General features: G+C 57.7%; 10 protein-coding genes. 7 read left to right on the forward strand and 3 right to left on the reverse strand.

Translation table 11 applies throughout. The features are described 5' to 3' along the window. Window positions 1-634: 634 nt before the first annotated feature. The 4 genes from K2Q04_RS04825 (at window position 635) to K2Q04_RS04840 (ending at window position 7,746) form a co-directional block, all read left to right on the forward strand. Window positions 635-3,250, forward strand: coding sequence for a glycosyltransferase (locus K2Q04_RS04825; RefSeq protein WP_291160031.1), 2,616 nt, complete (start codon window positions 635-637; stop codon window positions 3,248-3,250). A 63-nt stretch (window positions 3,251-3,313) separates the two neighbouring features. Continuing rightward, window positions 3,314-5,302, forward strand: a complete 1,989-nt coding sequence (locus K2Q04_RS04830) for a hypothetical protein (protein WP_291160033.1) — start codon at window positions 3,314-3,316, stop codon at window positions 5,300-5,302. Then, a complete protein-coding gene (locus tag K2Q04_RS04835; RefSeq protein ID WP_291160037.1) occupies window positions 5,299-6,339 on the forward strand; it encodes a hypothetical protein in 1,041 nt (346 codons plus the stop codon). Before K2Q04_RS04830 ends, K2Q04_RS04835 begins: the two co-directional genes overlap by 4 nt. Window positions 6,340-6,375: 36 nt before the next feature. Further along, window positions 6,376-7,746 carry a hypothetical protein gene (locus K2Q04_RS04840; protein WP_291160040.1) on the forward strand — a complete coding sequence of 457 codons (1,371 nt, stop codon included), beginning with the start codon at window positions 6,376-6,378 and terminating at the stop codon, window positions 7,744-7,746. Window positions 7,747-7,843: 97 nt separating this feature from the next. Here the strand turns inward: K2Q04_RS04840 and K2Q04_RS04845 are convergent, their stop codons facing one another. Together K2Q04_RS04845 and K2Q04_RS04850 are read right to left on the reverse strand one after the other, a co-directional pair. Further along, window positions 7,844-8,434, reverse strand: a complete 591-nt coding sequence (locus K2Q04_RS04845; protein ID WP_291160043.1) for an NAD(P)H-dependent oxidoreductase — start codon at window positions 8,432-8,434, stop codon at window positions 7,844-7,846. 137 nt (window positions 8,435-8,571) lie between these two features. After that, complete coding sequence (locus tag K2Q04_RS04850) at window positions 8,572-9,375, reverse strand: SPFH domain-containing protein (RefSeq protein WP_291160044.1); 804 nt, start codon at window positions 9,373-9,375, stop codon at window positions 8,572-8,574. Window positions 9,376-9,580: 205 nt separating this feature from the next. Here K2Q04_RS04850 and K2Q04_RS04855 point away from each other — a divergent pair, with 205 nt between their 5' ends. The 3 genes from K2Q04_RS04855 (at window position 9,581) to K2Q04_RS04865 (ending at window position 10,973) form a co-directional block, all read left to right on the forward strand. Next, window positions 9,581-9,832: a hypothetical protein gene (locus K2Q04_RS04855; protein ID WP_291160048.1), complete on the forward strand. Its 252-nt coding sequence runs from the start codon at window positions 9,581-9,583 to the stop codon at window positions 9,830-9,832. Window positions 9,833-10,193: 361 nt separating this feature from the next. Beyond that, window positions 10,194-10,397 (forward strand): hypothetical protein, encoded by a 204-nt coding sequence (locus K2Q04_RS04860; protein WP_291160051.1) that lies wholly within the window; start codon window positions 10,194-10,196, stop codon window positions 10,395-10,397. A 207-nt stretch (window positions 10,398-10,604) separates the two neighbouring features. After that, complete coding sequence (locus K2Q04_RS04865; RefSeq protein ID WP_291160053.1) at window positions 10,605-10,973, forward strand: hypothetical protein; 369 nt, start codon at window positions 10,605-10,607, stop codon at window positions 10,971-10,973. Between the two features lie 314 nt (window positions 10,974-11,287). Here the strand turns inward: K2Q04_RS04865 and K2Q04_RS04870 are convergent, their stop codons facing one another. After that, entirely contained in the window at window positions 11,288-14,338 is a 3,051-nt protein-coding gene (locus K2Q04_RS04870; RefSeq protein WP_291160055.1) for an EAL domain-containing protein, read from the reverse strand. Window positions 14,339-14,712: the final 374 nt, after the last annotated feature.

The following is a 14,712-nucleotide window of genomic DNA, read 5'->3' on the forward strand; positions in this document are numbered from 1 at the left end:
CTTCGTTCGCCTGCCGGAAGGACCGATCGCGAAAGCGGACCCTTCGGAGTCGCACATAAGACTTTTCGAAATTGAAAGACGCGCGCCCGGTGGCCTGACAACCGACGGGCCGTTTATTTGCATCGCCCAATAATTCGTCACGCGGCCGCACGGGAGTGCGAGTCGATTCAGAGCCGCTGCCGCCTTCGCGGCCGACGCACCTTTGGTCCTTCGAGCACTCGCGCCGGAATTCACTCCTGTCTGCCGTGCAAGCGTCACTGATACAGCCGTTGGGCATAGACTGTCGAATGATGCAATAGAAACACGAATGCAATTTGAAGAAGCGTCGTTCCCGAGAGGATGGAATTGATCGTTGACGCTTTGTGGTTGTGTGTTTAGTTCTTTTCCCGGCACTTAAGCGCGGTCCGTGGGGGCGGGCATTGGCAATTTTAATTCGCCAATTGACACGGAGTGGGTGTGCCGCGTAGCCGGATTTGCCGACTATGAAACTCACTGTTTCCCCCAAAGTTTATATGGGCGTCGGTATGTGCCCGAGGTCCTTTGCAGTGATGACGACCTGAAAGCGATTACGCAGACAACCGCCTCATTGAGGTCAGCGCGGTTGATCCGATAAACTGAGGGTGGGTATTCTATTGTGAGGGACGACGATGAGGACAGTCCTCGACTGACATTTTCCAACCACGAAGACCGGTCTGCGCTTTCGCAAATCGAACGGAATTCCCTCTCCGAAGAGCTTCGCCTATCTGACTTCAAAGCATCGACTTTGATGCAGTACGTGCTGAAGAGTAACCTCGCAGTCCGGCGACGAAGCGCGCTTGGAACGCTGGCTCGCAAGTTCGGCAAGAGCAAACTCGCGAAGACATGCAGAACTCTGGAGAGGTCCGGTCTCTTCGATCGTCATTGGTATTTGCAACAATACGACGACGTTCGCGCCTCCAGAATTGAACCCGTGGCCCACTACATTTTGTGTGGGGCTTTCGAGGGGCGGAAACCCAACCGCGCGTTCGATACGGTTTACTACTTGAAAGCCAATCCTGACGTGTATGCCAGCGGTCTCAATCCGCTGCTGCACTACATCCGCGTCGGAGAGAAGGAGAACCGAAGGCCGTCGCAAAAGTTCGACCCCGCGGCTTATCGCCTTTCAAATCCGGATATCGGTACTGCCGGCGGCGCGCTCCTGAAGCATTTTCTCCGGCAAGCGAACAATACGGCTGCGGGACCCGCCTATGCTCCCAAGGAACCGGCGTGGAGTGTCTTCGAAGAGATCCTCAGCACCAAGGGCGGACGCGCGGAGCAGGCAAGCGGCGCGGCCGTTGTCGATGTGGTCATCCCTGTGTTCAAGGGATATTCCGATACGTTGGCTTGCATCGCGTCGGTGCTCTCCAGTGTGAACCAAACGGCGTTTGAGCTGGTGGTCATCAATGATGCTTCGCCGGACGAGAAGCTGAGTGAGGCGCTCGTTCGCCTGAGCACCATGGGTCTCATCACGCTCATCGAGAACGAGGTGAATCTTGGTTTCGTAAAAGCGATCAATCGTGGGATGAGCCGATCGAACCGGGACGTCATCATCCTCAACAGCGATACGTTGGTTTTCAATCACTGGATCGACCGGCTTCGCGGTCATGCGAACGGAGCCAAGGTCGGGACGGTGACGCCATTCACCAACAATGGCGAGATTTGCAGCTATCCCACGTTCTGCGCTTCCAATCCTGCGGCTCTCGAAATTGAATTCGCGGAATTGGATCAATTGGCCGCCGTCGTGAACAAGGGCCGATCTCTCGAAGTTCCGACGGGCGTGGGATTTTGCATGTATATCACCCGCGCGGCACTCGATAGCGCCGGCTATTTCGATTTCGAATTGTTCGGAGTGGGTTATGGCGAGGAAAATGACTTCTGCCTGAGGGTCAAAGAATTAGGATTTTCCAATAAGCACGCATTGGACGTTTTCGTTTTTCACTCCGGTTCGGGGTCTTTCGGAACAAGAGAAAAGACGCTCAAGCAAAAAGCAATCCGTACACTGACGAAAAAATACCCCGATTATCAAAAGATTGTCGGGAAGTTCATCGAACGTGATCCGGCTCGCATTTACCGGACGAAGCTCGATGTGGCCCGGATGCTGCGCCAGGCTCCGGCGGCGCTGACGTTGGTCTTTACTCACGCGCTCGGTGGGGGCGTTGAAAAGTTTCTCCGCGACCGGTCCGCGCGCTTGCCATCGGGCGAAGCGATCCTGGCGGCGTATCCCGACAAAAGCGGCAAAGGCATTCAGCTGCACCGCGACCGAGCGGGCCTCGACCTGCCCAACATTCCGAATTTCGACCTGGATGCCGATGAACGGGCGTTCGCTGCTTTGCTCGTCGAGCTGAACGTAACCAGGATCGAGGTGCACAGCACGGCCGGATGGTCCGTGACGCTGTTCGAAAAGCTCGAGCGGATGAAGGATTTGACCGGCATTGCCTATGACGTTCACCTCCACGACTACACCGTGATCTGTCCGCAGATCACGCTCATCGATCAGAGCGGCGTGTATTGCGGCGAGCCCGGCGTCCAGGCGTGCGATCGTTGCATCTTGGCCCAACCCGACAGGCTAAGGAGCATCCATCCGGATGCCGACAGGTTTTTCCCGACGAACATTCGCGCCTGGCGAGAGACCTATCACCGGTTCCTGCTCGCTAGCCGGAGCGTCGTTGCGCCTTCGGAAGACACGCGGCGGCGGGTGCGCAAGTATTTTCCAGATGTTGAAATCCGGGTCGAGCCGCATCCGGAAGACCGTCAGACGCATTCCGGGATCGCGCGGACATATACGGATGGCCCCGTGAAAGTCGCCGTCATCGGCGCTATCGGCCCGCACAAAGGATCCAACGTTTTGCTCGAATGCGCGCGGGACGCAATGAAGCGTTCTTTGCCGCTCGAATTCGTCGTCGTCGGCTACACGGATCTCGACGCGCAAACGTTGCCGCCAAATTTGAAAGTCACGGGCCGCTACGAAGAACACGAGGTAATCTCGATACTCGAGCGCCAGAAGGCGCATGTCGTTTTGATGCCATCGGTGTGCCCGGAGACGTATTGCTACACGCTGTCGATCGCGCTGTCGGCGGGGTTCCCGGTCTATGCGTTCGACCTCGGCGCTCCGGCCGAAAGGCTCGCGAGCGACGCAAAGCACGTCTTGCTTCCGTTGTCTCTGATGACGGATCCGGCGTCCCTCAACGATCTGTTGGTTTCGAACATCCTACCGTCGCACTTAAGCGCATAATTCAACGAGCGGGAAATGGTCACTTTTCACGGGTTAGAGCGTTCGCGTAAGTGGTCGAGGTTGATGGCTGCTATTCGCCATCCGCGAAAGCGCGACAAACGCAGGCGCTACCGGCGTCGCGTGGCCGAGTTGCAGCCGGTTGTGATCAACAGCGATCAAGGCGGATCGGATGCGGCTTCGATCGAGCGACTCGTGCGCGAGGTGATAGCCTCGGAATTCGACACCACGTATTACCTGGCTCGCTACGATGACGTTCGCGCGGTTGCAGCATCGGCGGTCGGCTTCGATGCGCTAGATCATTACGTGGAAATGGGCTGGAAAGAGGGGCGCGACCCCAATGCCGATTTCTCGACCGAATTTTACATTCAGTCGAACCCGGAAGTGTCGGCGTCCGGGATCAATCCCTTTTTTCACTTCCTGACGGTCGGCAGACGGAAGGGCCTATCGCCAAGTCTCAAGAAGGGGAGCGCCGTATCGGCGTCGGATCTCGTCTATCAGATCATCTGCAAAGAGTTCGATGGCGAGTACTATCTCCGTACGAACCGCGACATCGCACGTGTCAAAGAGGCGGAAAAGGATTTCGATCCGGTTGCGCATTACATCACCGACGGATGGCGTGAGGGACGAAACCCTCGTGCGGATTTTTCCACGAACGACTACATGGCGGCGAACCCCGATGTTGTTGCCGCGAATTTGAACCCTTTCTACCACTACATCGGAAGCGGCAGGCGAGAGGGACGGTCTCCGACTTTGCCGGGCGGATTCCGCACGCGCTATCTGAGGACGATGAGGTCATTGCCGGAAGTCGTCTCCGCCTGGACGATTCCTGTGAGACCATACCTGCCGAAAACGGCAACCGCGCTCGCGCAGGTCATTTCTTCGTCCGTGGAAAGCACGAACGGCCGCATCGCGATTTCGTTGAGCCACGACAATTATACCGAAAGCATAGGCGGCGTTCAGCTGTGCCTGAGGCAGGAGCAGCAGGAGTGCCTGGCTCTTGGCTGCACATACTTGAACATTCATCCGGTTCAGCCGCTTCCGATTTTGGCGGCGTCTGAGAACTGGGCGGGTCAGTTGGTTCGATTGGTTTTGAACGGCGAGGTGATCGGCGTCACGACAGCGGCCAATCTGATTGCGGCTATTGAACCGGTGGCTGCCAGCTTCACGAAGGCCGCCGTTTTCGTCCACGCCATGCACGGTCTCACGACCGAGATGGTTCTCGCGCTCACGGATGCCGTGCCCGACAGCCAAACATTTTTTTGGCTGCACGATTTCTTCTCCGCTTGTCCGGGCTACAACCTGCTGCGGAATGACATCAAGTACTGCGGAGCGCCGTCTCCGGATTCGCAAGCCTGCTCGATCTGCAAATACGGCGACAGCCGGCGCGAGCACATTTCCCGATTTACAGCGATGTTCGAGAGAGCGCGATTTACGGTCGTGTCTCCGTCCGACGCCACCTTGGATCTCTGGAAAAAGGCATCACATCTTTTCCAGGGACGGGCGATCGTTCACCCGCATTGCACCTTGGCCAGCAGGCCTGGGCCGGCGCGAGACGCCGCGAAGCCGATAAAATTCGCATTCATCGGAAGCCCGACGCTGCACAAGGGTTGGCCCGTTTTCAAAATGCTTGCCGATGCGTGCGCTTATCCGAACTATAAGTTCTACAATTTTGGAATGGCCGACATCGGCGAGTCTCAGATCGAGCAAGTCAAGGTCAGCGTCTCGCTGGAAGACCGGGCTGCCATGAGCGATGCGCTCGCGGCGCACGAGATCGATTACGCAATCATCTGGTCTCTCTGTCCTGAGACGTTCTGCTTTGCGGTCTACGAGGCTGCTGCCGCCGGCGCTTACGTTGTCACCAATCGCGATTCCGGGAATGTCGCGAGAATGGCTGCAAACAAGTCTTTAGGGATGGTTCTGGCCGACGAGCACGAGCTGCTCGAACACCTGAACGACGGCTTCTTCGAACGACACCTGGCGGAAATCGAACCTCACCGGGGAAGCTTGGATTTTCGTTGTTTCGCGCGCGAACTGTTCGGTGAGATCCAATGACAGTCTGTTGCTTCACGAGTTTCACGTTCAGCTATCTGGCGAAAGCTGCCGTTCTCGCGGCTTCGGTGAAACGCTATCATCCCGACTGGGTCATGTGCGCGGTCATTACCGATCGCGAGCCGAGCGGATACACGTTCGACCCGGAGACGGTGCCATTCGACGAGATCGTTTGGGGCGATGAATTATTCGGATCGGCGACCTCGGCGTGGCTGTTCAAGCACGATATCGTCGAGGCCTGCACCGCCGTGAAGGGGCGAGCGCTTCGCCGGCTGTTGCAGCAGTATGACAAGGTCATCTACCTCGATCCTGACGTTGCTGTTTTCGGACCAATGACGTCGATCGTCGACGGGCTCGACGAGTACTCGACGCTTCTTACGCCTCACCAGCTCGATCCTGCGGTTACCGAAAGCTCCATTCGCGATAACGAATTCGGCTCGCTGAAACACGGTACTTTCAACCTGGGGTTTCTTGCAGTTCGCAGTGACGCTGAAGGTGACCGCTTCGCCGAATGGTGGGAGGATCGCCTTACGAAGTTCTGCTTCTCGGATCCGGTGAGCGGCCTTTTTGTTGATCAAAAGTGGTGCGATCTAGCTCCCGCATTCTTCAGCGAGTTGGGCATCGTTCGTGACCCCGGTTACAACGTCGCCAGCTGGAATCTCAATCGTCGGCGTGTGACCATCGACGTCGATGGAGCGATCAAGGTGAACGGTGAGCTGCTCAAATTCTATCATTTCACGAAGCTCGGCGAGGTCGGCGATACCGCGACGATGCGATATGCCGGTGACAGTTTCGAGGTCTTTGAAATCTGGGCCTGGTACAAACGTGCGGTTGCGAGTTGGACCGACACGAGAATCCCCGAAAGATGGTGGCACTACGCGCAGTACGATAACGGGGAGAGAATCCCGCAGTACGCGCGCGAGCTCTACAGAAACCGTCCGGATCTTCAGCGCCACTTTCCACGTCCGTTTGAGGCGGCCGGAAACTCTTACTACGCGTGGCTCCAGGCTCAGGGACTTACGTCCGGGGCTGCAGGCTAGAGCGATTACACCTCGGCCGTTCGTTGGAGAGACGCATTGAAGTGGTACTTTTGCCTGGACGCGTTCGGCGCCAATCGCGAAATTGGCGCATGGGCGGAGCTCGCAGTGCTGAGCGCGCGAAAAAACACGAAGCTGCACCCGGTCTGCCTTTTCGACGGCCCGGCTGACGATCCGCTTGTCGCCCGGCTCAAGGCGTTGGACGTCGAGGTGATCATCGCGCGTTCGCGCTTGGCGGACGTCATTGAAAACGCGCACCGCACATCGAACTATCCGATCCACGGAAAGGGCGCTTTTCTTCGCGCGGAGATCCCCCGCATTGCGGCCGGCGACGAACACGCGTTTTACACCGACTGCGATGTCTTCTTCTTTTGCGACCCGCAGACGTCGGAATTGAAGCCGGACTTTTTTTCGGCTGGTCCGAGGCAGCTCCTTAGCCAGACCGATCGCTTCAACAGCGGGGTTCTCTATTTCAACGTCGAGCGGTTTCGTTCGGTTGAGGATGAATTCTTCGCATTTTGTCAAAGCAACTTGTTCAAGTTCCTTCCGGGGATGGACGAGCCGCTCTTCAACGCATTTTTCCGCGACAAGTTTGATCCGTTACCGGCGGGCTTGAATTGGCGACCGTTTTTCGGATTCAACCGGTCCATTTCGGTGCTACATTTTCACGGCCCTAAGCTCGAACATATCGCCGCCTATCTTGCTTCCGGACCAGATGCGGACTGGGGCCATTACGCAAGAGATCTGACTGCCCTCATCGCCGGCAGCGTGCATTCCTATTATCGCTACATCGAAGATATCGTTGGTGCGGTTACGCCGCCGGCTTATTTGGATGTTTCAATCCAGAAAATTCTCCGGCTGTATCCGAAGTTTTGCTCCAGCATCTTCGAGCTGCACGGAGAGGCCGTTATCAGCAAGCGAATAGAATTGCGCGAGCTATCCGACGTCTTGAAGAGGAGACAGACAAAGGTAGCCGATCACATGTTCGGAACAGCTTCGAAGGAGGATGTCGTCGTCTCTCAATATCTCTTTCAAGGCGAGCCGGTCGCGTATCCGCATTTTCTCATCAACCTCTTTTCGAATGCGGGTGTCGGTGAATTGCGGAAGGTGTCATACGCCTACAAAGCCGACCCGAATACATGGCACGAATGTTCTCTCGATGCGCTTGAGAAGCGTACGTGTGAAGCGGACGTTCTGGCTGACGGCGGGCTGCGCCTCATGGCGCAGGGCCAGGAAGTGCAGGTCGTGATACCGCCGCAAGCCATTCCGAACCGGCATAATCTGCATGCGATCCTGGTGGAGTGCCGGGAGTGTGCAGACGAAGCAGCGACGGGAATTTATGCGGACTCCAAGGGGCTCTTTTTCTCCATGAATGGAGCAACCCCCACGAAGACGATCCGGCAGCAATAATCAGAAGACATCGCGGCTATCTGGGATGACCCAAAGGTCGTATGGCGCCTGTGGGGCAATCCACGGGGGTGCGCATCAGTGCCGTCTCGAAGATTGATCAATATGGCGGTTGTTTGCGGGCGCGCTGGCTCCGGGCGGCTTCTGTCCACCATGCGAGGTCGTCTGCAAACCGTGGGAATGCCTTTTTGAGCGCGGCTCCCGGTTCGCCGAGGGGCTCGCCCTTATCGTTGAGCGTCTGGCCTATCGGGCCAACCGCAAGAGTCGAGGAGATGACGATCATTCCCATCTCCGACAGCGTGCCGTGCCAGGTAAAACTCGATCTTGCGCCAGAGATCCGGCCTGCGGAATAGCTGGCTATTGCCGCCGGACGCCAAAACCACTCCTCCAGGAAATGGTCGGTGAGATTTTTCAGACCCGGCTGCATTCCCCAATTGTATTCTCCCGTCACGAAGACAAAGGCATGGGCCGCTTTGATCTTCTTCGCGAGTTCCTCCATCGCGGCCGGCGCGGATCCCGGCTTATATTCTTTGTACATGCGATCCAGCATCGGCAGGCCGACCGCCTTGGCATCGATGAGTTCGACGTCATGACCCCGCGCACGAAGTTCGGAAACGATGAAGTCTGCAAGGCGGATGCCCATCCGGCCACTTCGATAGGAACCGTAAAAGACGAGGATGGTATCCGTCATAAAGCCATCTCCTTGCGATCAACACCTTACGTTCAACGGGCGCGACCGCACGCGAGCGTGCGGTCTCGTGCAACTTGGGGAGGGTGCCAGGGATTCCTCGCCTTGCCTATCCTTGGCGGCTTTTCTCGCGCGTGATTTCACATCGGCTTCGCATCATCGCCATTGGGCCGGGCGAGTAGCTCTTCGGATTTCGGCGCCGGCTTCAATGCCGCGAGTGCGTCTTGCACCGTGGTCATGAACTGCGCCGGGAAGATGATGGTCGAATTCTTCTCGGTCGCGATCTCGGCCATCGTCTGCAGCGTTCGCAATTGCAGGGCGACCGGGTGCTGAGTGATGATGTCGGCGGCTTCGCCTAGTCGGACTGCGGCCTGGAATTCGCCTTCGGCCGCGACGATCTTGGCGCGGCGCTCGCGTTCCGCTTCTGCCTCTCGCGCCATCGCGCGCTGCATGTTGTCGGGGAGGAAGATGTCCTTGATTTCGACTGCCGTGACCACAGTACCCCACGGCACTGTGTGCGTGTCGATGACTTCCTTGATCAGCTCGTTGACGTCCGTCGTTTGCGCCAGGAGCTGATCCAGCGAGAAGCGGCCGACGACATTGCGGACAGTCGTCTGGCTGATCTGATTGATCGCCTCGTAGACATTTTCGATCGCGATGACCGACTTCTCGGGGTCGGAAATATGGTAGTAGGCGACCGCCGCGATATCGATCGATACGTTGTCCTTGGTGATGATTTTCTGCGATGGAATTTGCATCGTGACAGTGCGGAGCGAAACGCGCGTCATCGTTTGAAACGGTGTCAAAAGAAATATTAAGCCCGGTCCCCGAACGCCTGCGAATTTACCGAGTGCGAAAACAACGCCTCGCTCGTATTGCCGAAGGATCCGCAGGCATACGAGAATGTAGATGAGCAATACGATCGGGATGACAGGTCCGAACATTTTCCGATCTCCTTTGGCGGCATAGCCGCGTTGCGCAACCCAAAATCCGTCTGCGTGAGGATCGTTTCGTTCACGATATCACCATGGCAAGCCCGGCCGGGAAAATTTTGTCGTCCTGCGCGGAGCTTGAATTGTTTGAGCGGCTTCCAACTTAAGTCCTGAAGCATAGAGATGACTTAAGTCCCTGAAGCCTGGAGGTCATGCGATGTCTCGATTGATAGCGATAGCGGCCGGTACGGCCATGCTTGCGGCAGCGGTTCCGGCCTATGCCGGGGGCGGTGGGGAAGCAGCAGAGTTGCAGGCGGCCCGCTCGAATGCGCGCGCCGGAGGTCCGATAAGCGCTCGCGACGCCGAGCTGCTTCAACGTTACGGCTGCGAGAGCGGTACGAGAAGTTGGGCCTGCGGTAACGGAAGACCTGACCGGCCTCACTATTACGGCCGGTACCGCCGGTACTGAGGCGAGGCATCTTTCCGAGCATATTTCCGGCAAGCGGCTAGTTGGAAAAATCGATCAAGAATAAAACCGCGGCGGAATATGAATATCGGATGAATGGAATTGCAATTCGGCGCCGATACCGCGGTGGCGTATAGCCATCTGAAATAGCTCTTTAATCGCCTCCATATACGAATTCGAGCACGACGCAACGCGCCGGTTTGAAACCAAATCGGGTTCTTGGGTGTTGGTCGACTACGAACTCGCGGGTGCATCCCGCCAAGTTGGAGGAACATGATGAGAAAATATATCGGTATTGCCGCCGCGCTGGCATCCGCTCTGCCGCTCGCAACGATCTCCACGACAGCTGATGCAGGTCCGCGTCATGGATAATGGATACGGCGGCCGGCATTACGCTCACGGCGGCTATGACCGTGGCCGTTACCGTTACGGTCATCATCGCGGCCGTGGCTACTGGCACAATGGCCGTTGGATTGCGCTCGGCATCGGTGCAGCTATCGTTGGTGCTGCCGCGGCCGATGCCTACGGCGATTGCTACTGGCGGCATGGATATCGCTACTGCGACTAACGCCGCGCAAGCCTGAGTGAATTGCCCGGTCTCGAAAGAGGCCGGGTTTTTCTTTGCTTTCGCTCGTTCGAATGCGGCGGGCATGATGCGAGGTTTTACACAGGAGCCTGTGTACTACTCGAATTGTGTGGGAATCCGACCGCCTCGCGGTTGGCGGATGCCAGCCTCTCATGCTGCTTAGTGCGCTTTGAGTGAGGGGAGTATGTGATGTTTGGTTCTACGGCGTCTAAGGTTGTTGCCTCCGTCGTTCTTGTCGCGTCGGCAAGCGGGACGGCGAGCCTTCCGGTCAAGCCCGAACAATCCGCATCGCGCGAAATTCCCGTGGCCCTCGACGATCGTTCGCTGCTCGTTGCAACGCTCGCCAATGGCGATCTGCAGACGCAGTGGATGTCTCGCGATGTCTGCGAGCGTATCGAGGCTTCCGTGATTTCGGGCGATGCCGTCGCTGGTGTGAGGGCGGACGGCGTGAAGGTCTATATTGCCCGCGCCAATTGCTGCACGCCGCGTGTTGCTGTCCCGTCAAACGTGACGGCGCTCAGCGCTGCTGTCGAGAGAAATGGGCACTTGGGCAATTGAGCCAACGGTTGCGGCGAGGCCGCCGATCCGGCCCGATGGCGCATTCATAAATGTCGCCGATGAAATCAAGAAGGCCGCCTTTGGCATTGTCATAAAACTCTGCCAAGGGCGGCCTTCGTGCAATAGTACGCTAGAATACATAGGTAGATGCAATCCCATATTCGTAGCAGCGGCGCACGCGGTTGGGCATCATCCGTTTGGATGATAGGCCGACAAAATAATCGCGCTACATGAGCAGGGCCGGGCCCGGTCGCGGAACGAAAATCGGTGTTCAGACCAACTTGTCATTGTCCTGACACACGCCGTTACCGATGTCAGGCGGCGTTCTGGCGCGTGTCCGGTTCAGCGCGCAGAATTTCGCGTATAACATCGGCGGGCTGCGCCTTCTGAAACAGGAAGCCTTGCGCCAACGTGCAGCCGTAGTCCTTGACGATTTCGAACTGCTCGGCCGTTTCGACGCCTTCGGCCGTCGTCCGCATGCCGAGGGTCCGGGCCAGCTCGACGATGGTCGAAAGAATGGCGCGGGCTTCCATCGAGATCGCGAGATCGCGGACGAAGGACCGGTCGATCTTGATCTTCTGGAAGGGGACTTTGGTTAGCGAGCTGAGCGAGGAGTAGCCCGTGCCGAAATCGTCCATCGCGATTTCCACGCCAAGATCGCAGACTTGCCGCAGAATGTGGGTCGCGAGCTGAACATCCTTCATGATGGTCGATTCAGTGACTTCAATTATGAGCCGGTGGCTCGGCAAGCCGGATTCGGCGAGGGCCATCTTGACGGTGTCTACGAAGCTTTCGGCTTCGAGCTCAATGGCGCTGACGTTGACGGACACGCTGGTCTGGTCGGGCCACGCCATTGCTTCCTTGCACGCCTGGCGCAGGACCTTCGCTCCGAGATCGGCGATCATGCCGATTTCCTCGGCGATCGGAATGAAGTCGGCGGGCGAGGCGAGACCGAGGCGGGGGTGTTTCCAGCGAAGCAACGCCTCGGCACCGACGGCCGTCATCGTCTGTACGCAGAAAATCGGCTGGTAGTGGAGTTCGAACTCGTTGTTGTTGATGGCGTCGCGCACCTCGGTTTCGAGAAGATTGCGCGCCTTGACCTTGGCGTCGAGTTCGCGCTCGAAGAGCCGATAGGTCCCTCGTTGATCTTCCTTGGCTGCATAGAGCGCGAGGTCGGCGAGGCGGAAGAGTTCGATCGGATCACAGCTATGATCCGGGGCCATCGCGATGCCGACGCTGCCTCCGCAGATCACGTCCTTCGTGCCGATGCGTACTGGCTCGCTGAGGATGCTGATCAGGCGTTCCGCCAGTTTCGTCGCGCTCGATGGGTGATCGAGATCGACAATTAACACTGCGAATTCATCGCCGCCGAGACGCGCCACGGTATCGGTTTCGCGAAGCGTCTTGGTGAGGCGGTCGGCCATGACCTGCAACAGCTCGTCGCCGGCGGCATGGCCGAGCGTATCGTTCACGACTTTGAAATTGTCGAGGTCGAGCAACAGAAGCGCCATGCGGTCGCCGCGCTTTGCCCGTGCCATCGCCAGCTGCATGCGCTCAGCAAGCAAGTGGCGGTTAGGGAGGGACGTCAACGCGTCGTGGCGGGCCATGTAGGCCGCCTTGCGATCCGCCTTCCGGCGTTCGGTCACATCGATGGCGGCGATCAGAAGGGCGTCGCGGCCCTCATGTACGAGCGGACGGACGTAGACTTCGACTTCCATCGAGCGTCCATCGCGGCGGTAATGCTTGAACGACTGGGGATCGTCGGTCTGGCCAATGTGCTGCACGCTGCTTTCGAACGGCAAAACGAGGTCGCCATTTTGGATTTCCCGTAGCGACAGACGCGCGAAATCCCGGCGGGAGTAGCCGTAGTGAGAAACCGCGGCGTTATTCACGGCGAGTATGGCCATCTTGTCCCGGCTGACGACGAACATCGGCAACGGGTTGTTCTCGAACAGCAGCCGGATCGACGCTTCGCGCTGCTTCATCTCGGTGATGTCGATGCGCAGACTGATCAGGCCGCCCTCGCTGGTCCGGCATTCCTCGATCAGATAGCAACGCCCGTCGTCGAGAAGTTGCTCGTGTGGGAGAGCGGGTGTGCGAAGGTTCTTCAGTCGCTCGGCAAGCCAGGCTTCTTCGCGGCCGAAAGCTTCCGGGTACATCTGGCGCTCGAGGCCGATGCGCACGGCTTCTTCGAGGCTGCCGCCGACGACGATCGTGTCGATGGCCCGATGATATATTTGGGCGTACTTTTTGTTCCAGGCGACGTACCGGTTGTCGGCATCGAGGATCACGATGCCCTCGGGGAGGATTTCAATCGCCTCCTTCAACCGGTTGTGCATCTTCTCAAGCTCGGCCTTCTGCTCGGAAATGGCGTGTTCCTGAGTCTGAAGGTGATCGTTCAACCCATCGCGCAGGGCGATTTCCGCCGACAGGCGCTCTTGTAGGCGCGATTGGGATTCAATCGTTTCAGCCAGCGGCATGACCGTCAGAAACGCGGTGAGGATAAGAAGCTGCGTCATCTGGACGTCTGTGAACAGGGCCAGCTGCGAAGCCTGCTCGGCACCTTGAATGCCGACGGCCGTGCATACGAGCACGACAGCCGACATCAACAACGTCGCGGCCGACGTTGCATTGGGGCCGAGGCGGCAGGCGATCAGTACGAGCACGGGCATGATGAGGAACGCGAGGTAGCGTTCAGGCAGGCCGACAACCAGGGCCATCGTAATCGCGAGGGTCGTAAAGAGTGCGTACACTTCCCAGCTCGATGCCGTCGGCGAGGGCGTCGAGCGGGCCAGACGAAGGCGGACGATCGCCGGGGTGACGGTCAGCAAACCGAGTAAGTCCGCCAGGAACCAGGACGTGAACACATGGAGCGTGACCGCTTCGTACGTCGCCCCGGCAACAAAGGCTGCTGCTATTGCCGCGATGGCCGAACCTGCAATGGCGGCGAGCGAAAACGACATCAGAAAGCGGAGGCTGCTGAATTCGGAAGGCCTCGATTCTTTGAAGTTGATTATGCGAAATGTAACATAGGTCTCGAGCGTATTTGTCAGCGCAAACCCGATGTTGGTCGCCAACTCGCGGTGCGCGAAGATATTGGCGACGATATTTGCAATGAAACAAAGAAAGAGAATTTGGTGCCGGCGCCATGGCCGTTTCGCGAGGATGACGGCGGCGAGCGTTATTCCATTTGCCGGCCATACCGTCGCTATGCCATCGGCGTTCTGGGTATAGGAAATAGACAGATAGGAGACGATGCCGAAAATGATCGCCACGGCGAACGCACGAGTAAGCCCGTCGTTATCGGCCGCATAGAGCTTTCCCATCTGCGAGAACGAGCGAAGGGGCTCCCCGCTATTCAACATTGTCTGAAGCTTTCATTCCCCGTCGAGCCGAAGACCGGCGCGATATTCCCATTTCAAATCGGATAGGCGGGGGAGCCTAATTAACGGGCAGAAATGCCAATTAATTCAGCAGTCTCCGTCACTTGTTCCAATCTTGAGTCAGGCTGAAGCGATATCATTAATTTATGGTCAAAGCGGATATTGCGGAGCAGCAATTGATTCGATTTCGGTCGGATAAATCGCCGATCGACAATTCGGGAGGCAAAATTGGAGCGGAGAAAGCTCGAGGGAATTAATTTTTTTAATTGATGGCGCGGGTATAGGCATGGCCGCGCCGCGGTTTTTCACGGCACGACCCAGGAGAGATGCGGACTAGCCTCTGCACCTTGTCTTCC

The organism is Hyphomicrobium sp., assembly GCF_019753045.1.
Lineage (GTDB): Bacteria > Pseudomonadota > Alphaproteobacteria > Rhizobiales > Hyphomicrobiaceae > Hyphomicrobium_B.